Raw genomic sequence first — 18,286 nt, 5'->3', positions numbered from 1 at the left:
GCGGGCTTTGAAGCTTCAGCGTATAAGCTGGATCAGCGGCGGAACAACGCCTCTCCCTGCTCCAGCGCGGTGCCGGGCGTATTCGAAACCGGCGTTTCCGGCGCATTGGCGGCGGCATAACGTTCGGCCTGCAGCTGATTGATCAGCGCAGCGCGATCGGCTTCCACCTTCTCCGGATCGACGGTCGTATCGATACCGGCCTTCTTGGCGGCGGCAGTGACCAGCGCATCCATTTCGCGCTGGCTGGTCAGGCCCAGCGTCACCGGGTCACGCGGCTGCAGATTCGCGTAGTTCCAATGGCTCTTGTCGCGGATGGCGGCAATCGTCATTTTGGTCGTGCCGATCAGCTTTGAAATCTGGCCGTCGGTGATTTCCGGGTGGTTCTTGATGATCCACAAGATGCCATCCGGCTTGTCCTGGCGCTTTGAAACCGGCGTGTAACGCGGGCCCGACGTGCGGCGCGCCTGTTCCGGCATGCGCGAAATCTTGATGTCGTAATCCGGATTGGCTTCGCCCTTGTCCAGCTCTTCACGGGTCAATTCGCCAGCGCGGATCGGATCGCGCCCCTTCAGCTTGGTGGCGGCGGTATCATCGGCGATCGCCTGGATTTCCAGGATGTGCAGGCCGCAGAAATCGGCGATCTGCGAAAAGGTGAGCGCGCTGTTGTCCACCAGCCAGGCGGCGGTGGCATGCTGCATCAGGGGCAGGGTGGTGGCCATGGTCTTGGCTCCTTTGCGGAATAAAAACAGCCGCCCCCTGCGGGACGGCTTGACACAGACAGCTTGTAATGGAAGGCGCACTGTGGCGCAAGGGCGCTCTATGTTGCCCTCCCCCGCCCAACTGGCTGCGCTTGATGCTGCCGATCCACTCAACTTCGCCCGCGCGCGCTTCCGCTTGCCACCGGGGATCGTCTATCTCGACGGCAACTCATTGGGGCCATTGCCCGCCGCCCTGCCCGATCGCCTGGCACAGACAGTGGCAAGCGAGTGGGGCGAGGGCCTGATCCGCAGCTGGAATGATGCCGGCTGGATCGATCTGCCGGTCTCGTTGGGCGCCGCCATCGCGCCAATCATCGGCGCCGAGCCCGCATCTGTGGTGGCCTGCGATTCGGTCAGCCTCAACCTGTTCAAGCTGGCCAGCGCGGCGCTGGCGCTGCGGCCTGGCCGCCGTACGATCCTGATGGAGGCCAGCGACTTCCCCACCAATGCCTATGTGATGCAGGGGTTGGCGCAGCTGGCCGGTGTCACGCTGGGGCGCGTCGAACGTGCCGATCTCGCCGCCGCGCTGGATGGCGATGTGGCGCTACTGCTGCTGACGCATGCGCATTACGTGACATCCCAGGTCCATGACATGGCCGCGATGAGCGCTACCGCACACAAGGCCGGCGCGCTCACCTTGTGGGATCTGTCGCACTCGGCGGGCGCACTGGTGGTCAATCTCGATACCGACGGCGCCGATTTCGCGGTCGGCTGTGGCTACAAATTTCTCAATGGCGGACCCGGCGCGCCGGCCTTCGCCTATATGGCCCGCCGCCACTGGGACACGGCAGAACCGGCGCTCACCGGCTGGATGGGCCACGCTGACCCCTTCGATTTCACCGCCGATTACGCCCCTGCCGCCGGCGCCCGTCGCCTGCTCACCGGCACGCCGCCGATCCTGGCCATGCGCGCGCTGGAGGCCGGGGTGGCAACGTTCGACGGCATCGATCTTGCCGCCGCCGAGTCAAAGTCGCGCCAGCTCGTCCACCTCTTTGCCGCCGGCGCCGCGACGCTGCCCGGCGTCACAGTGGACGCGCCACCCGCTGTTCGCCACGGTGCCCACGTCATCATTCGCCACCCTGAAGCCCGTCGCCTGATGACCGCGTTGATCGCCCGCGGTGTCATCGGCGACATGCGCCCGCCCGATGCCATGCGCTTCGGTTTCCCGGCGCTGACCACCCGCTTTGTCGATGTCGGTCTGGCGCTCGAGGCGTTGCAGGCGGCGCTGACCAGCGGCGAATGGCGGGAAGAGCGTTTCGCGCCAAAGGGTATGGTCAGCTGACGCTGAGCACGATCTTCCCCACATGCGCACCGGCCTCCATCCGCTGATGCGCGGCGGCCGCTTCGGCGAGCGGGAATACCATATCCGTCACCGGCGTCAGTCGCCCGGCCTCGAACGCCGGCCAGATCACGCCTTCCAGCGTTTCGGCGATCGCCGTCTTGAAGGCGATGGGGCGCGGGCGCAGCATCGACCCGGTCAACACCAGCCGCTTGCGCATCACAAGCGCCAGGTTCACTTCCGCCGTTGGCCCGCGCTGGAAGGCGATGCTCACGTGGCGGGCATCGTCGGCCATGCAGGCGATATTCTTCGGCACATAATCGCCGCCCACCATATCGAGCACGATGTCGACGCCCTTGCCGCCGGTCAGCGCCAGCACCTCGGCGGCAAAATCCTGCGTCTTGTAGCTGATGGCATGCGCCGCGCCGTGTGCCACAGCCGCCGCGCATTTTTCATCGCTGCCGGAGGTGGCAATCGCGGTTAGCCCGACTTCCTTGGCCAGTTGCAGCGCGGTGATGCCGATGCCGCTGGTGCCGCCGTGGATCAGGATCGTCTCCCCCGGTCGCGCCCGGCCACGGTCCATCACGTTGGACCAGACGGTGAACCAGGTTTCCGGCAGGCCGGCGGCTTCCGTCATCGCCATCCCGGCGGGCACGGGCAGGCACTGGCCGGCCGGCGCGGTGCAATATTCGGCATAACCGCCGCCCGCCACCAGCGCGCACACCGCATCACCCGGCCGCCAGCGCGTCACCTCGCTGCCCACCGCCACCACGGTACCGGCGATTTCCAAGCCTATGATTGTCGGCGTGCCGGGCGGCATCGGATAGAGGCCCAGCCGCTGCAGCACATCGGGCCGGTTCACCCCGGCCGCCGCCACCTTCACCAACACTTCGCTTGGGCTGGGCTGCGGGACGGGGCGGGAGACAGGAATCAGAACCTCAGGACCTCCCGGCGCGGCGGGGTCGATGGCGGTCATATGGCTGGGTATGGTCATGGGACGGATATTGACAGGGCAGCCCGCCCGGTCAACCGTAGCGATTGTGTTCGACGAAGCCGACCTGCCCAAGAAGAAGAGTGACCTGCTGGCCGATCTGGCCCGGGAGGACCTTGATCGCCTCTCCATCGTCGATCTCGACGAGCGCATCGCGGGGCTTGAAGCGGAGCTGGTGCGCACGAAAGCCAAGCGCGAAGGCGCAGCGCAATTCCGCGCTGCGGCCGACAGCCTGTTCAAGAAGTAACCAACCATGACCACATCCCTGGGCACCCATGATTTCGTTGCGGACACGCGCAACGAGACGATCCTGATCAACGTCAATGGCCAGCTGCTCCTCCGCGCCGAGGCGATGGTGAGCGTGTTCGATTCCGGCTTCATGCTGGGTGATGGCGTGTGGGAAGGCCTGCGCGTCCACGCCGGCCGCATCGCCTTCCTCGATCAGCATCTCGATCGGCTGTGGGAGGGCGCCAAGGCCATCTACATGGATATCGGCATCAGCCGCGACGAGCTGGAGCAGCGGATTTACGCCACCATCGATGCCAACGCGATGAGCGCCTGCCATATCCGGCTTATGGTGACGCGCGGGCTGCGTTCCACCCCCTATCAGGATCCGCGCGTGGTGGTCTCACCCGCCACCGTCGTCATCATCGCCGAGTACAAGGACCCGCTGCCCGCCACGATCGAGAAGGGCATCCGCCTCGCCACCGTCCATGTCCGGCGCGGCTATCCGGACGTGCAGGATCCGAAGCTCAACAGCCATTCGAAGCTGAACTGCATCACCGCCTGCATCCAGGCCACGCAGGCCGGCGCGGACGAGGCGTTGATGCTGGATCCGCACGGGTTTGTGGCGACGTGCAACAGCACGCATTTCTTCATCGTGCAGAAGAACCGCCGCGGGGTGGAGGAAGTGTGGACATCGTCGGGCGATTATTGCCTCGCCGGCATCACGCGCGGCAACGTGATCGCGGTGTGTGAGGACTATGGCATCCCGGTTTTCCAGAAGAATTTCTCGCTGACCGACGTCTATTCCGCGAGCGAAGCCTTTGTGACCGGCACCTTTGCCGGCGTGGTGCCCGTGACCAGCATCGATGGCCGCAAACTGACCGATGCGCGCGGCCCGATGGTGGCGCGGTTGCAGGGCCTGTATCGCGCGTTGATCGAAGCCGACGTCACGGCGCGGGGTCGGCCGTGACCACCCGCATTGCTCTGTGGTCTGGGCCACGCAACCTGTCGACGGCGGTGATGCGCAGCTTTGGGGCGCGCGGCGATTGCCATGTGAGTGACGAGCCGTTTTATGGCGCGTATCTGAAGCACACTGGCGACGATCACCCGATGGCCGGCGACGTGATCGCCGATATGGACTGTGATTGGCACAGCGTCACCGCCGCGCTTTCCGGGCCGTGCGCGAAGCCAATATGGTACCAGAAGCACATGGTGCACCACATGGTCGGGGAGGTAGCACTGGATGATCTGAAGGGCTTCCAACACGCCTTCCTGATCCGCGCGCCAGAAAGGGTGATCGCCTCTTACGCCGAAAAGCGGGAGGTGGTGACGGCGGAAGGCCTGGGGTTTGCCCAGCAGCGCGCCTGGTTCGAGGCGGAAGCCGACCGGCTGGGCCATGCGCCGCCGGTGGTCGATTCGGCCGATGTGCTGGCGGATCCGGCAGGGACGCTGTCCCGCCTGTGCGCGGCGCTGGGCATCGCGTGGACCGACTCCATGCTGCAATGGCCGGCCGGCCCGCGCGACACCGATGGCGTGTGGGCGCCGCACTGGTATGGCAGGGTGCTGGCCTCCACCGGCTTTGATGGCCGCGAAGGGCCGCAGCCGGCGTTGACGGGCGAAACGGCAAACGTGCGTGACGAATGCCGGCCGCATTATGAGTTCCTCAGCGCGCACAAGCTCTGACTCCATCCTGTCCATCACCGCGTCAAAAGCGACAGGTTGCCCAAGGCTGACGTGCGCGTAATCTGCCGCCCAATCATCTTTGGGGAGTGGACCCGTGAATTTCGATTTTTCCGACGAAGCCAAGGAACTCGGCGAACAGGCGCGCAAGTTGCTCGCCGAAAAGGCCGGCACCGGCCCGGCGCGCAAGGCGATGGCCGCTGACGCACCGGCGATGGACGCCGCCCTGTGGAAAGAGATTGCCGAACTGGGCTGGACCGCCGCACGCGTGCCGGAAGCCCATGGCGGCCTTGGCCTCACGGTCGAGGAAGTGGCTCAGTTGGCTGAAGCGGCCGGTGGCAGCCTCGCCCATGTGCCGCTCCTCTCCACCCTGCTCGCCACCGAAGCGCTGGTGCTGGCCGGCACGGAAGCCCAGCAGGCCAAGTGGTTGCCCGGCATCGCCAGCGGTGAGATCATCGCGTGCGTCGCCTGGAGCGAACCTGGTGCCGTGAGCCCGGCCACGGTGAAGACCGTGTCCAGCGGCAGCGCCCTGACCGGCGTGAAGCAGCCGGTGGCCGATCTTGCCGTTGCCCATGTCGCCATCGTGGCGGCCGCTGGCGCTGATGGCCCACAGCTTTACATCGTCGATCTGAAGGGCGCGCAGACGGCGGCGGTGGAAACCGTCGATCTCGTCCGCCGCCATGGCAAGCTGACGCTCAACGCCACGCCGGCTGAAGCGCTCGGCACAGCCGGCGACTATCAGGATTGGCTCGACCGCGCCGCCGTCATCCTGGCCTATGAAGCCATCGGCACCGCTGGCGCCGCGATGGCGATGACGGTGGATTATGCCAAGACCCGCGTCGCCTTCGGCCAGAAGATCGGCCGTTATCAGGCGGTCAAGCACAAGTGTGCGGACATGTATATCAAACTGGAACTGGCCCGCGCCCACGCCCTGCATGGCCTCGCCATGATTGGCACCAATGGTGCCGAGCTGCGCCAGGTGGCAGCTGCCGCCCGCGTCGCCAGCCTCGATGCGCTGGCCTATTGCGCCGAGGAAAATGTGCAGCTGCACGGCGGCATCGGCTTCACCTGGGAAAGCGATTGCCAATTCTATTACCGCCGCAACCGCGCGCTGGTCGCCGCGCTTGGTCCGCGCGGCTGGTGGGCCGATCGGCTGGTGCGCGCGCTGGAACAGCGCAACAGCGCTGCCGCGTGACGAAATGCGCCTCGACAGATTGATCGGTCGAGGGTGAAAACAGCTTCGGGAGAGACATCATGGATTTTAACGACGCCCCGCAGGAAGCCGAATTTCGCGCCGTTGTGCGCGCCTGGCTGAACGAGAATGCCACCGAATATCGCGATCCACCGCCAGAAGGCATGAAGCTGCCGGAATTCATCGCGCGATCCAAGGCATGGCAAGCCAAGAAACACGCCGCCGGCTACACTGGCATCACCTGGCCCAAGATGTTCGGCGGCCAGGGCCTGACGCCCATGCACAGCATCATCTATGGCCAGGAAGAAAGCCGCTTGCACGTGCCGCAGGGCCTCTATTCCATTGGCCTTGGCATGTGCATCCCCACCGTCTTTACCCACGGCAACCCCGAAGTGGTGCAGCGTTATGTGCCCAAGGCGCTGCTGGGCGAGGAAGTCTGGTGCCAGCTCTTCTCCGAACCGGCGGCGGGCTCTGACCTTGCTGGCATCCGCACCAAGGCGGTGCGTGAAGGCGATGAATGGGTGATCGACGGCCAGAAAGTGTGGACCAGCTTCGCCCACGCGTCGGACTTCGGCATCGTCGTCTGCCGCACTGATCCGAACATGCCCAAGCACAAGGGCCTCACCATGTTCATCGTGAACATGAAGGCACCGGGAGTGACCGTGAAGGGCATCAAGCAGATGTCCGGCGGCAGCGATTTCAACGAAGTCTTCTTCGATGGCGTGCGGGTGAATGATTCGCACCGGCTCGGCGCTGTTGGCGACGGCTGGAAGGTGGCGCTGACCACGCTGATGCACGAGCGTTTGGCGGTTGGCGGCAAGCCGCGTTACGCGCCCGGCTATGAAACGCTGATGAAGCTGGCCAAGGGCGTGGAAGCGCCGGACGGAAGCCCCGCCATCGGTGCCAGCGACGTGCGCCAGAAGATCGCCCAGACCTACATCAACGATCAGGGCATCAAGCTCACCCAGATGCGCGCGCTGTCGGCCCTGTCCAAGGGCCAGGTGCCCGGCCCGGAGCAGTCCATCTCCAAGGTGGTCGTGGCTAAGACCATGCAGGATCTGGCCAGCTTCGCGCTTGATCTCTCGGGCGGCGATGGCTTTGTGGCGGGCGCGGACGCGGATCCGGAACTGGCCAAGCTGCAAGGGTCGTACATCGGTTCGGCCGGCCTGCGCATCGCCGGCGGGACGGACGAAATCCTGCGCAACATCATAGCCGAACGCGTGCTGGGCCTGCCCGGCGACATGCGGCCGGACAAGGACACGCCGTTCAATCAGAGCGTGCCGGCGTAAGCGACGGATAATGAAAAGGGGCGCTGGCCAATCGGCCGGCGCCCCTTTTCGTGTCAGGCGGCCGGGCAGCCTTCCGGCACCGGCGCCAGGCTCAGTTCCGCCTTGGCCTTCAACAGATCCGCCTTGTAATCCGCTGCGTCCGCGATCTGCTGATAGAGCGCGGTGGCGAGCAGGCGGCCGCCGGTCACATCCGACGCCCAGTGCACCCGGCAGGCGATGCGCAGATCGCCCGTGGCCTTGCCGAACTTCAGCAGTGCGGCGCCGCGTTCCGGCCGCGCGTCCGACAGGATCAGGCCCCACAGCCAGCCGACCGCAGCATGGCCGGACGGATAGGCAAAGCCCAGCGCCTTCCCGCCGTCCTTCGCAGCATCCGGGTCGCAGGCCTTGCCGTTATCGGTGCTGAATGGGCGCGGGCGCTTGTAATAATCCTTGGCCAGGAACACGGCGCGGCCCAGATCGGTGCCGGCGCGGCGCAGCAGCGTCATGGTGGCCGGCGTGGTTTGCGGGGTGAGCGTGGCGCCCAGCGCGCAGCTCACGGTCTTGACGAAGCTGGGGCTGGTCACGCTCAACTGGCCGATGGCGCTCTGCCACAGCGGCCCGCCGATGCCGCGCTTGCTCTGGCGATACAGGAATTTGTCGGCCTGCTCGTCGGTGCTGCCGGCTTCGGGCGGCGGCGGCAACAGGCGCATCAGGGCCAGCGGCGGCCGGTTGGCCACGTAACCTGGCGCCGGCGACATGGCCGGTGCGGAGGCCGGTGCGGAGGCGGGGGCGGTCATCGCGGGCTGTGCCGCCACTGGAGTGGCAATCAGCATAATGGCAGGCAACAACAGGCGCATGTCAGTCTCCGAACGAATGAAATATATCATGGCCCGCTGCAGCCCGGCTGACCAGAGGCTGTGAACAGTCGCTGCGACATTACAAACGTGTGGCATGGGCCGTTTGCCCCTTGATATCTGGCCGCACCGGGCAGACATTAGACGTAGGCCCTTCCATACGGCCGGGCCGGCCAACGGCGCTCCTTTCCCCCGAACGGCGCGCCACGGAGATGTTGATGCCCTCGTTCACCCGCGAACTCGAAAAGACCCTGCACAACGCGCTGGCCGAAGCCGCGCGCCGCACTCACGAATATGCCACGCTCGAACATTTCTTGCTGGCGCTGACCACCGATACCCACGCCGCCCAGGTGATGAATGCCTGCAATGTCGATCTGGAAGAACTGCAGGGCCAGCTGATCCGCTATCTCGATACCGAATTGCAGGCGCTGAAGTCCGATGCCAGTGTTGATCCGTCGCCCACCGCCGGTTTCCAGCGAGTGGTGCAGCGCGCCATCCTGCATGTGCAATCGTCAGGCCGCGAGGAAGTGACCGGCGCCAACGTGCTGGTCGCGCTGTTTTCCGAACGCGAAAGCCACGCGGTGTTCTTCCTGCAACAGCAGGACATGACGCGCCTGGATGCGGTTTCGTTCATCAGCCACGGCATCGCCAAGTCCGGCCAGTCCGAAGCCAAGCCACCCAAGGGCTCGGCTGACCGCGAAGAGCCGGAAGAAAATCCGGCCAAGGCGGAAAAAAGCGACAAGAAGGGCGGCGAAAGCGCCCTCAAGCAGTTCACCGTCAACCTCAACGAGAAGGCCAAGATCGGCAAGGTCGATCCGCTGATCGGTCGCCATGCCGAGGTGGACCGCACCATCCAGATTCTGTGCCGCCGCTCCAAGAACAACCCGCTCTATGTGGGTGATCCGGGCGTGGGCAAGACCGCGATTGCCGAAGGCCTGGCCCGCAAGATCGTCGAAGGCCAGGTGCCCGATGTGCTGCTGCCTGCCGTCATCTACAGCCTCGACATGGGCGCGCTGCTTGCAGGCACGCGCTATCGCGGTGATTTTGAGGAACGGCTGAAGAATGTCGTGAACGAGCTGGAGAAGCTGCCGCACGCCGTACTGTTCATCGATGAAATCCACACCGTGATCGGTGCCGGTGCCACCAGCGGCGGGGCGATGGATGCATCGAACCTGCTGAAGCCGGCGCTGTCTTCGGGCGCGATCCGCTGCATCGGTTCGACCACCTACAAGGAGTTCCGTAACCACTTCGAGAAGGACCGCGCGCTGCTGCGCCGCTTCCAGAAGATTGACGTGAACGAACCGAGCATCGAGGATTCGATCAAGATCCTGATGGGCCTGCGGCCTTCGTATGAGCAGCATCACAAGCTGAAGTACACGGCCGATGCCATCAAGGCCGCGGTGGAGCTTTCGGCGCGTTACATCAACGATCGCAAGCTGCCCGACAAGGCCATCGACGTGATCGACGAAACCGGCGCGTCGCAGATGCTGCTGCCCGAGAACAAGCGCAAGAAGAGCATCGGCGTGAAGGAAGTCGAAGCGGTGATCGCCACCATGGCGCGCATTCCGCCCAAGAGCGTTTCCACCGACGACAAGACCCAGCTGCAGACGCTGGATGCCGATCTGAAGCGCGTGGTGTTCGGCCAGGATGCCGCCATCGAGAAACTGTCCAGCGCCATCAAGCTGGCGCGGGCGGGCCTGCGTGAACCCAACAAGCCGATTGGCTCCTACCTGTTCTCCGGCCCCACCGGGGTTGGCAAGACGGAAGTGGCCAAGCAGCTGGCCAGCATTCTGGGCATCCCGCTCACCCGCTTCGACATGTCGGAATATATGGAACGCCACTCGGTCAGCCGGCTGATCGGTGCGCCTCCCGGCTATGTCGGCTTCGATCAAGGCGGTCTGCTCACCGATGCCGTCGATCAGCAGCCGCATTCGGTGCTGCTGCTCGACGAAATCGAAAAGGCCCACCCCGATCTGTTCAACATCCTGTTGCAGGTGATGGACAACGGCAAATTGACCGATCACCACGGTAAGACGGTGGATTTCCGCAACATCATCCTGATCATGACCACCAACGCCGGCGCGGCCGACATGGCGCGTGAAGGCATCGGTTTCGGCGCCACCACCCGCATCGGTGAGGACGAGGAAGCCATCAAGAAGATGTTCTCACCCGAATTCCGCAACCGGCTGGATGCCACCGTGCCGTTCGGTTACCTGCCGCCATCAGTGGTCGCCATGGTGATCGACAAGTTCGTGCTGCAGCTGGAAATGCAGCTGGCCGATCGCGACGTGCACATCAGCCTGACGGAAGAAGCCAAGGCCTGGCTGATCGCCCGCGGTTATGATCGCCTTTATGGCGCCCGCCCGATGGGCCGGCTCATTCAGGAGAAGATCAAGCAGCCGCTGGCCGAGGAACTGTTGTTCGGCAAGCTGGTCAACGGCGGCGAAGTGCGCGTGCACGTGAAGGACGAGGATCTGTCGTTCGAGATAGTGCCGGCGATCAAGAAGCTGAAGGCCAAGAAGGCCCCCAAGGCGCTGCCAGCGCCGGCCACGGAGGCCTGATCCTCCCGCCAAGAGAGAAGGGCGGCGGTGCCACACCGGCACCGCCGCCTTTTTTGCATCCGGGACCGATCAGTAACGTACGCTGATGCCGCCCTGCACCATCAGCGGCTGGCCCGGCAGCGCGCCTCGGGCGCGATCGATCACATACAGCCGGTCAAACAGGTTGCGCGCCGAAACGAACACTTCCCAATTGCCCTTGGGCGGGCCGTAAGACAGCGCGACATTCACCTGCGCCCAGCCACCGATGCGGCCGCGCTGGCCATCGGGTGTGACGGCCAACAGGTTCACATCATCGGCGAACATGCTGGACTGGCCCACCACTTCCACCTGGCCGGTAAAACCCTTGTGCTCGATGCCCACCGCGCCCGAGATCAGCCATTCCGGCGCGTAGGGCAGGCGATTGCCCTTCACGTCACGCGCTGCGCCGCACGGCACCGCACCAGCGCCGGTAGCAACCAGCGTGCCGGCAGTGGCACCATCGAAACAGGGCACATTGGCGATACGGGTGCTGCTGTAGCGCGCGGTCGCCACCCAGGTGCTGGCCAGGCGGGCAAACACGTCGGTTTCCGCATCGGTCCAGCCGGCATCGCGTGATGACAGGGTGAGCGACAATTCCCCGCCCCGGTGCAGCGTGCGCCCGGCGGAGGTGAGCGTGGCGCCAATGCCGCCGGCCACGGATTGCGGGATGATCTGGTTGGCGAAATCCATCACGAAGAAGGTGGCATCGCCCTTTATGCCTTTCACAATGCTGCCGCGCACCCCGGCTTCCCAGTTCCAGCTGAGTTCCGCATCCAGATCGACCGAGCCGCCGGCCGGGGTGATGATATCCTCCACCCGCGGCGAGGCGAAGCCGCGATGCACGCCGCCATAGAGCGTGACATCGCTGGCCACGCGCCAGGTCATGCCGATGCCGGGCAGCAATTTGTCCAGCGTCTGGCGGCCCTCGCTCGGCACGTTCTGCGCGCCAGTGGGGCGGCCGCCGGCGATCACGTCCATCGGCAGATTGCGGCGAGCGAAATCGATGAACTCGCCGCGCACGCCGGGGATGATGGCGAAATCGCCGAACTGCAGGCGGGACTGGATGAAGGCCGAGAAGGCCGAGGCATCGCGCTCGTTGTTCTCTCGCACGCCGCCGTTCACGCTGGTGCCGGGGGTGCGCGCGGTGGGCGTATCGCCGTTCCACTGGCGGCGGCGCTGGCGTTCCTCGTGGAAGCGGATGCCCATCTCGGTCTCGCCGCCAAAGCCCAGGCCGAGATCATCATGATCCAGGCCGAGTCGGCTTTCGACGCCCCACGTATCATAGTAGCGCAGCCGCCCTTCGTTGCCGCAGCCGGTGTTGAGATTGGCAACACTGCCGCACGCCGGATCGCTGGCATCGTTCGGGCGTTGGCCGCTGTTCGATGATTGCCGCCACCAATCGCGGCCAAAATGTTGATAATAGGCCGTGGTCTTCAGCGTCGCCGCGTCCGACAGCGTCCAGCGGTGCGATATGGTGGCGTTCCAGCGTTCGGTCTGGAAATCATCGTTCACAAACACGTTGCCGCGCGGATCGGCGGCAAATTCGGCCCGCGTGAGCCCCGAATAGGTCACCTGGCTGTCTTCCCGGAAACGCGACAGCTTCAGGGTAATGCCGTGATCGGCACCAAGGTCCCAGCTGCCCTTCACGAAAATATCGGTGAAGCGCAGATGCTGGTTGTCGCGGTTGCCGTCGGTCTGCTTGTGATTCACGTGCAGCAGCAGCCCGCCGCCCAGCGCCTGCCCACCGACCATGCCATCCAGGTTGACCGTATCGCGATTGCCCACACTGCCGGTGAAGCGCGCGGTCAACTGCTCCGGCGTGGCCGGGGTGATGTAGTTGATGGCACCGCCAATCGTCTGCGGGCCGAAACGCACCTGGGCGGCACCCTTCAACACTTCCAGACTGGTGAAACGCTCGATCGGCGGATGATAGTAACTGGCGTTGTCGCCGTAGGGCGCATAGCCGAGCGGCACGCCATCTTCGAGCAGCAGCACCTTGGTGGACCGCACCGGGTTGAGCCCGCGGATGCCGATATTGGGGCGGGCGCCGGCGCCTTCTTCATCGCGCGGGAACAGGCCGGCGACCTGGCGCAGTGCATCATTCACCGTGAACACGCGGCTGCGTTTCAGATCCGTCTCGCTCACCAGCGCGGTCGATCCGGCGATCTGGCCGGCGCGGATGGCATCGCCCACCACGATGATCTCGGTATCGGGCGCGGAATCGCCGGCTGCGGCCGTCACCGCCAGTGATTCGGCGGCCGGCGCAGCGAAAGCCGGAGTGGCCAGCAGCAGCGGGGCCGTTGCCAACAGCACAGCATGGCGGGCCCGCAAAAATGCCCGGAATTGGTGACCGACCATGAAACGCGACCTCTTATTGCAACTCATTCGCAATCGCTTTAGCGGTGGCGCGCGGCAGAGGCAATAATGATCATCAGTCGCAACAAAGATTTTCCAGCCGCCGCCGTTCATCGCCGGTCAAGCCAGCCGGCGGCATTTCCGAATGCCTAATCGGGGAGAGATTCCATGGCACGCACGCTGGCGTCCCGCATCGGCTTGGTCGTTCTGGCCGTCATGGCGCTCGGCGCTGCCGAACCCCGCCTTACCCTCGCCTTCGAACAGGTCGGCGATCCGCGGCCGCAGCGCTTTGCCCTCACCGGCGAGGTGATGGGCAAGGCGCTGGGGCTGGTGATCAGCTGGTCGGACGGTGGCCGTCAACTGCTGCGCTGATCAATCCCCGGCAATCAACGCTTCCGCTTCCGCCGCGCTGCGCGCCGCCAGGATCGCGCGTGCCACCCCCATCGCGTGCCCGGCGCGCAGCATGGCAGCGAGCGCCTTTTGCCGGGCAGCCGGATCATCGCTGCGTTCGCGCGCAAACGGCCCCAGCCGTTTCCTCCGGGCAAAGGCCATCGCCGTGGCCAGCGCCGCCTGCTCATCGGGGGCCTCACCGCGATCAGCCCCGCCGACTCCAGCCGCGTGCAACTGCTCCGTCACCCGGCGATGGCCCAGGCCGCGCGCCGCCATCGCCCGGCTTTTCATGGCCGCAAAAGCGGCATCGTTGACATAACCCAGCTCTGCCAGCCGGTCCGCCAGCGCTTCCAGTGGGGCCGGCTGATCTCCGGCCCAGCCGCGCTCCTTCAGCTTGCGGGCCAGATAGCGCAGCAATTTCCACCGCGTGGTGGCAAAGCGCGCGGCATAGTGCAGGGCCAGATCGCGCAGGCCAGCCTCGTCCAGCGGCGGCGGGACCCGGCGCTCGCCACCGCGCTTTGGGCGGCCATTTCCTTGCTTTTCATTATCCATGCCACTTTCCTGCCACTTTCGGGCCGGAATTTGAACGCCCCCGCGTGCAATAGTCATGGTGTAGAAAATTGACATGCAACGCGGGTCGGGTCGGGCTCTGGCGTTGCGGCAAGGGAGATACCGATGGCCGACACCCCCCAGGCCGCTTCAGCCTCGACGCTGAAACCCACCGCCACCAGCGATGCGCTGCCGCAGCGCCGCTCCAATTTCGCCACGCTCGGTGATGCTCTGGATTACGCCGCGCAGGGGCAGAAGGGCTTCAACTTCCACGATGCCCGCGCCGATCTGGTGCGCGCTTACCCATTTTCCGAACTCGCCGCCGATGCCCACCGCCACGCCGCGCACTTCATTGCCGAAGGCGTGCAGCCCGGTGACCGCATCGCCCTGATCGCCGAAACCGGTGCCGGCTTTGCTGCCGGTGCCGCTGCCGCTGCCGACCAGTTTTGGCGGCCGCGAAGCCTATGTCGATCAGATCCGGGTGCAGCTCACCAGCTGCGATCCGCTGATGCTGCTCTCCCCGCCCGGCCTTCACGATATGGTGAAGGATGCCGCCACCGGCCTGTGTGCCGCCCATGATTGGGACGAGTGGTTCAGCGGCGAAGCGCCCGACGTCACCCTGCCCAAGGCCAAGCCGACCGACATCGCCTATCTGCAATATTCGTCGGGCTCCACCCGCTTTCCGCACGGCGTTGCGGTCACCCACGAAGCGCTGCTGGCCAATCTTTCGGCCCACGCCACTTGCACCCATGCCGCCGAAGGCGACCGGGTGGTGAGCTGGCTACCCTGGTATCACGACATGGGCCTGGTCGGCTGCATGCTCGCGCCAATGTCCAACCAGGTGTCGGTCGATTATCTCGCCACCGAAGATTTCGCCCGCCGCCCGCTGTCGTGGCTCACGCTGATCAGCCGCAACCCGCACAACACGCTCAGCTATTCGCCCACCTTCGGCTACGACATCTGCGCCCGCCGCATCTCGCCGTCGATCCCGGTTGCCGAACGCTATGACCTGTCGCGCTGGCGCGTTGCCGGCAACGGGGCGGACATGATCCGCCCGGAAGTGATGCAGGCCTTCGTCGATACCTTCGCGCCGGCCGGTTTCAAGGCCAGCGCTTTCCTGCCCAGCTATGGTCTTGCCGAAGCAACGCTGGCCGTGACCATCATGCCGGTGGGTGAAGGCATCCAGTGCGACCTGATCGATGAGCGCACCCTGTCGGGCGCCACCGAGCCGCGCGCTGAACACCGCCTGCCCACCCGGTATCGCGCCATCGTCAACTGCGGCAAGGCCGTGCCCGGACTGACCATCGAAGTGCGTGACGAAAACGGCAAGCTGCTGCCCGACCGCAAGATCGGCCGCGTATTCGTGAAGGGCCTCGGCATCATGGCCGGCTATTTCCGCGATCCCGAAGCCACCGCCGCCTGCATGAAGGACGGCTGGCTCGACACCGGCGACATGGCCTACATGAAGGACGGCTCACTCTATATTGTCGGCCGCGCAAAGGACATGATCATCATCAACGGCAAGAATCACTGGCCGCAGGACATCGAATGGGCGATCGAGCAGCTGCCCGGCTTCAAGGCCGGCGACATTGCCGCCTTCTCGGTCACCACCCCGTCGGGTGAGGAGGCGCCTGCCGTGCTGGTGCAGTGCCGCACCAGCTGCAACGATGAACGCATCAAGCTGCGCGACGCCATCAAGACCAAGGTGAAGGCGATCACCGGCATGAGCTGCGTTGTCGAACTCGTTCCGCCGCGCACCCTGCCGCGCACCTCGTCGGGCAAGCTGAGCCGGTCGAAGGCGCGATTGCAGTATCTGTCGGGTGAAATTCAGCCGTTTGAAATTGCGGCTTAAAGCGCCGCGCTGTCAGCGTCGCGCCAGCCGATGACCGAAATCACCGCGCCCGGCGCGCTCCCCCCGATCGCCCTCACCGGCGCCACCGGCTTCGTCGGCCGCCGCGTCGTGGCGCTCGCCAATCGCCCCGTGCGCGCCCTCACCCGCCGGCCGCAGCCGCCGCAGCCCGGCGTTGAATGGGTGCTGGGCGATCTTGATGATACAAACGCGCTGGCCCGCTTGTGCGAGGGCGCGGCGGCCGTGCTGCACATCGCCGGGGTGGTGAACGCGGCCGATGAAGCCGGCTTCGTCGGCGGCAATGTCACTGGCACCGCCAATGTGCTGGCCGCCGCCGCTGGCGTGCCACGCTTCGTCCATGTCTCCAGCCTCGCCGCACGCGAACCGCGGCTTTCACTGTATGGCGCATCCAAGGCGCAAGGCGATACCCTCGTGATGGCCAGCACCCTTGATTGGGTGATCGTGCGCCCGCCCGGCGTCTATGGCCCCGGCGATGCCGAGATGCGCGATCTGTTCAGCGTGGCGCGCTTCGGCCTGGGCCTGGCTCCCGGCCGGCCTGGCGCCCGCATCAGCCTGATCCATGTCGACGATCTGGCCCGCGCCCTGCTGGCCCTCGCAAACGCCGGCCCATCCCGCGATATCCTGGAAATCGATGATGGGTTCGGCGGCTATACTCACGGCCAGCATGCCAGCGCGATGGCCCGCGCGTTGGGACGCAGCCGTGCGCGCATGATCCCGATCAGCAACCGGCTACTCGGCCTTGCGGCCAGCGTGGCGACCCTGATGGCCGGCTGGAAAGGCGAACTGCCCAAGCTCAGCCGCGACCGCGCCTTCTATCTTGCTCATCCCGATTGGGTGGCGCGCAGCGGCAATGAACGGCTCGGCGCCATCTGGCAGCCGCAGATCGGGCTGGATGCGGGCATGGCCGATACAGTGCGCGATTACCGGCAGCGCGGCTGGCTATAGCCCCAGCGCCGTCTGGAGCAGGAACACGACAAAGGTGGCGATCAGCCCGCCGATGATCACGCGATAACCCCAGCCCAGATATTTATACTTCTTCTGCGCTAGCACCTGGCCCAGTTGATAGACATCGCGGGCCATGGCCACCTGGATGGCATGATCATCGGCGTTGGTGCGCTCCATCCAGTCAATCCAGTCTGCCTCGCTCAATTGGATGAAACCGCCGAAGAACAACAGGTTGGGAGGTGCTGCCGGCCCCTTCCCACCACCCAGCTTGGGCAGCACCGCCAGCATGCACAGCACCGCGGCCAGCCCGGACGACGCCGCCAGCACCAAAAGCGCCGGATTGGTCGCGGCTTCCTTAACCACCAGCGCAAACACCACCGAATTGACCCCGATGATGATGCTGGCCTTCTGATCGGCCATCGCCGACAGCGTGACATGGTGCTGCTGCATGGTGCGCAGCAGATGGATGGCGTTGGCGTGGCTGGCACCCGGAAGCGGCGGCGGAGCGCCCTCGGTTGTCGCGTCTATACTGATGTCGGTTGTTTCCCCCATGTGCGGCATCATGGCACCGACGCCCGCACTCCGCAATTTGGCCATGATGTGAGGGCAAGAGACCAAAAAGCCTATCATTGGAGCCTTCATGACCGACCGCGCAACCGTTTACGCCCGCATCATCGAACTGATCGAGCCGCTGAACACCAAGAAGGTGGCACTCACCGAAGCCGCCAGCTTTGCCGGCGACATGGAAATGGACAGCCTGACCGTGATGGACCTTGTCGCCAGCATGGAAGACGAATGGGACATCATGATCCCGCTGAACCTGCTGCCAGATCTGGAAACCATCGGCCAGGTTGCCGATGCCGTGGCCGGGCTGGTCGCCAAGAAGGGTTGAGGCAATGACAAATCCTCCTGTCCTCGATCTTCTCGCCAAATATGATCCGCTGATCGCCGAACACGCCGGACTGCTCTCCACCGGCATCCGCGATCCGTTCGGCATCGTGATGGAAAAGGTGCTTTCCCCCACCGAAGCCATCATCAAGGGCCGCCACACCATCCTGCTCGGTACCTACAACTATATGGGGATGACCTTCGATGCCGACGTCATCGAAGCCGGCCGGCAGGCGCTCACAGATTTCGGTGCCGGCACCACCGGCAGCCGCGTCTTGAATGGCACCTATCAGACCCACGCCGCCTGCGAAGACGCCCTGAAAGACTTCTATGGCATGTCCCACGCCATGGTGTTCTCCACTGGTTACCAGGCCAATCTCGGCATGGTTTCCACGCTGGCCGGCAAGGGCGATTTCATCATCCTCGATGCCGACAGCCACGCCAGCATCTATGATGGCTGCAA

General features: G+C 65.1%; 17 protein-coding genes and 1 pseudogene. 12 read left to right on the top strand and 6 right to left on the bottom strand.

Going from position 1 to position 18,286, the window contains the following annotated elements; all coding sequences use genetic code 11:
* Positions 1-32: 32 nt before the first annotated feature.
* The gene (locus tag Q7O19_RS08180) at positions 33-719 is read right to left on the bottom strand and encodes a DUF1013 domain-containing protein (protein ID WP_303809831.1); all 687 of its coding nucleotides are present in this window, start codon (positions 717-719) and stop codon (positions 33-35) included.
* A gap of 100 nt (positions 720-819) precedes the next feature.
* On the opposite strand from Q7O19_RS08180, the gene Q7O19_RS08175 reads away from it, so the two are divergent.
* On the top strand, positions 820-2,040 hold the full coding sequence (locus Q7O19_RS08175; RefSeq protein WP_303809830.1) for a kynureninase: 1,221 nt from the start codon (positions 820-822) through the stop codon (positions 2,038-2,040).
* Here the strand turns inward: Q7O19_RS08175 and Q7O19_RS08170 are convergent.
* On the bottom strand, positions 2,033-3,031 hold the full coding sequence (locus Q7O19_RS08170) for an NAD(P)H-quinone oxidoreductase (RefSeq protein ID WP_303809828.1): 999 nt from the start codon (positions 3,029-3,031) through the stop codon (positions 2,033-2,035). The genes Q7O19_RS08175 and Q7O19_RS08170 overlap by 8 nt on opposite strands.
* A gap of 46 nt (positions 3,032-3,077) precedes the next feature.
* Here Q7O19_RS08170 and Q7O19_RS08165 point away from each other — a divergent pair, with 46 nt between their 5' ends.
* The 5 genes from Q7O19_RS08165 (at position 3,078) to Q7O19_RS08145 (ending at position 7,414) form a co-directional block, all read left to right on the top strand.
* A complete protein-coding gene (locus Q7O19_RS08165) occupies positions 3,078-3,275 on the top strand; it encodes a DUF1192 domain-containing protein (protein ID WP_273434494.1) in 198 nt (65 codons plus the stop codon).
* Positions 3,276-3,281: 6 nt separating this feature from the next.
* Positions 3,282-4,223: an aminotransferase class IV gene (locus Q7O19_RS08160; protein WP_303809827.1), complete on the top strand. Its 942-nt coding sequence runs from the start codon at positions 3,282-3,284 to the stop codon at positions 4,221-4,223.
* Positions 4,220-4,936, top strand: a complete 717-nt coding sequence (locus Q7O19_RS08155) for an HAD family hydrolase (protein ID WP_303809825.1) — start codon at positions 4,220-4,222, stop codon at positions 4,934-4,936. The genes Q7O19_RS08160 and Q7O19_RS08155 overlap by 4 nt, the downstream gene beginning before the upstream one ends.
* 94 nt (positions 4,937-5,030) lie before the next feature.
* On the top strand, positions 5,031-6,128 hold the full coding sequence (locus tag Q7O19_RS08150) for an acyl-CoA dehydrogenase family protein (protein ID WP_303809824.1): 1,098 nt from the start codon (positions 5,031-5,033) through the stop codon (positions 6,126-6,128).
* Between the two features lie 59 nt (positions 6,129-6,187).
* Positions 6,188-7,414: an acyl-CoA dehydrogenase family protein gene (locus tag Q7O19_RS08145; protein WP_303809823.1), complete on the top strand. Its 1,227-nt coding sequence runs from the start codon at positions 6,188-6,190 to the stop codon at positions 7,412-7,414.
* Positions 7,415-7,467: 53 nt separating this feature from the next.
* On the opposite strand, the gene Q7O19_RS08140 is transcribed toward Q7O19_RS08145, so the two are convergent.
* Positions 7,468-8,250: a phosphatase PAP2 family protein gene (locus Q7O19_RS08140; RefSeq protein ID WP_303809821.1), complete on the bottom strand. Its 783-nt coding sequence runs from the start codon at positions 8,248-8,250 to the stop codon at positions 7,468-7,470.
* 215 nt (positions 8,251-8,465) lie between these two features.
* On the opposite strand from Q7O19_RS08140, the gene clpA reads away from it, so the two are divergent.
* Positions 8,466-10,808, top strand: a complete 2,343-nt coding sequence (clpA, locus tag Q7O19_RS08135) for an ATP-dependent Clp protease ATP-binding subunit ClpA (protein WP_303809819.1) — start codon at positions 8,466-8,468, stop codon at positions 10,806-10,808.
* A gap of 69 nt (positions 10,809-10,877) precedes the next feature.
* Here clpA and Q7O19_RS08130 read toward each other — a convergent pair whose 3' ends face one another.
* Positions 10,878-13,133 carry a TonB-dependent receptor domain-containing protein gene (locus Q7O19_RS08130; RefSeq protein WP_303809818.1) on the bottom strand — a complete coding sequence of 752 codons (2,256 nt, stop codon included), beginning with the start codon at positions 13,131-13,133 and terminating at the stop codon, positions 10,878-10,880.
* 216 nt (positions 13,134-13,349) lie between these two features.
* Here Q7O19_RS08130 and Q7O19_RS08125 point away from each other — a divergent pair, with 216 nt between their 5' ends.
* On the top strand, positions 13,350-13,553 hold the full coding sequence (locus Q7O19_RS08125; protein ID WP_303809817.1) for a hypothetical protein: 204 nt from the start codon (positions 13,350-13,352) through the stop codon (positions 13,551-13,553).
* Here the strand turns inward: Q7O19_RS08125 and Q7O19_RS08120 are convergent, their stop codons facing one another.
* Entirely contained in the window at positions 13,554-14,123 is a 570-nt protein-coding gene (locus Q7O19_RS08120) for a regulatory protein RecX (protein ID WP_303809815.1), read from the bottom strand. It lies immediately after the preceding gene.
* A gap of 123 nt (positions 14,124-14,246) precedes the next feature.
* Between Q7O19_RS08120 and Q7O19_RS08115 the strand changes: the two are divergent.
* Positions 14,247-15,972 (top strand): annotated as a pseudogene (locus Q7O19_RS08115) (fatty acyl-AMP ligase).
* 30 nt (positions 15,973-16,002) lie between these two features.
* Positions 16,003-16,935 (top strand): NAD(P)-dependent oxidoreductase, encoded by a 933-nt coding sequence (locus Q7O19_RS08110; RefSeq protein WP_303809814.1) that lies wholly within the window; start codon positions 16,003-16,005, stop codon positions 16,933-16,935.
* Here the strand turns inward: Q7O19_RS08110 and Q7O19_RS08105 are convergent.
* Positions 16,930-17,487, bottom strand: a complete 558-nt coding sequence (locus Q7O19_RS08105; protein WP_303809812.1) for a Pycsar system effector family protein — start codon at positions 17,485-17,487, stop codon at positions 16,930-16,932. The genes Q7O19_RS08110 and Q7O19_RS08105 overlap by 6 nt on opposite strands.
* A gap of 88 nt (positions 17,488-17,575) precedes the next feature.
* Between Q7O19_RS08105 and Q7O19_RS08100 the strand changes: the two genes are divergently transcribed.
* Together Q7O19_RS08100 and Q7O19_RS08095 are read left to right on the top strand one after the other, a co-directional pair.
* Positions 17,576-17,827, top strand: coding sequence for an acyl carrier protein (locus Q7O19_RS08100; protein ID WP_303809810.1), 252 nt, complete (start codon positions 17,576-17,578; stop codon positions 17,825-17,827).
* A 4-nt stretch (positions 17,828-17,831) separates the two neighbouring features.
* The coding region (locus Q7O19_RS08095) for an aminotransferase class I/II-fold pyridoxal phosphate-dependent enzyme (protein ID WP_303809809.1) at positions 17,832-18,286 on the top strand (455 nt) is incomplete at its 3' end.

Source organism: Sandarakinorhabdus limnophila DSM 17366 (assembly GCF_945882885.1).
Taxonomy (GTDB): Bacteria; Pseudomonadota; Alphaproteobacteria; order Sphingomonadales; family Sphingomonadaceae; genus Sandarakinorhabdus; species Sandarakinorhabdus limnophila_A.
This window is presented reverse-complemented; position numbering and strand designations above follow the sequence as displayed.

Bases quoted from the DNA above. Each gene is read 5' to 3' on its own strand.
- Q7O19_RS08175 (WP_303809830.1), top strand. From the start codon at position 820: ATGTTGCCCTCCCCCGCCCAACTGGCTGCGCTTGATGCTGCCGATCCA.
- Q7O19_RS08105 (WP_303809812.1), bottom strand. From the start codon at position 17,487: ATGGGGGAAACAACCGACATCAGTATAGACGCGACAACCGAGGGCGCT.
- Q7O19_RS08120 (WP_303809815.1), bottom strand. From the start codon at position 14,123: ATGGATAATGAAAAGCAAGGAAATGGCCGCCCAAAGCGCGGTGGCGAG.
- Q7O19_RS08180 (WP_303809831.1), bottom strand. From the start codon at position 719: ATGGCCACCACCCTGCCCCTGATGCAGCATGCCACCGCCGCCTGGCTG.
- Q7O19_RS08125 (WP_303809817.1), top strand. From the start codon at position 13,350: ATGGCACGCACGCTGGCGTCCCGCATCGGCTTGGTCGTTCTGGCCGTC.
- Q7O19_RS08170 (WP_303809828.1), bottom strand. From the start codon at position 3,031: ATGACCATACCCAGCCATATGACCGCCATCGACCCCGCCGCGCCGGGA.
- Q7O19_RS08110 (WP_303809814.1), top strand. From the start codon at position 16,003: ATGACCGAAATCACCGCGCCCGGCGCGCTCCCCCCGATCGCCCTCACC.
- Q7O19_RS08160 (WP_303809827.1), top strand. From the start codon at position 3,282: ATGACCACATCCCTGGGCACCCATGATTTCGTTGCGGACACGCGCAAC.
- Q7O19_RS08140 (WP_303809821.1), bottom strand. From the start codon at position 8,250: ATGCGCCTGTTGTTGCCTGCCATTATGCTGATTGCCACTCCAGTGGCG.
- Q7O19_RS08100 (WP_303809810.1), top strand. From the start codon at position 17,576: ATGACCGACCGCGCAACCGTTTACGCCCGCATCATCGAACTGATCGAG.
- clpA (WP_303809819.1), top strand. From the start codon at position 8,466: ATGCCCTCGTTCACCCGCGAACTCGAAAAGACCCTGCACAACGCGCTG.
- Q7O19_RS08145 (WP_303809823.1), top strand. From the start codon at position 6,188: ATGGATTTTAACGACGCCCCGCAGGAAGCCGAATTTCGCGCCGTTGTG.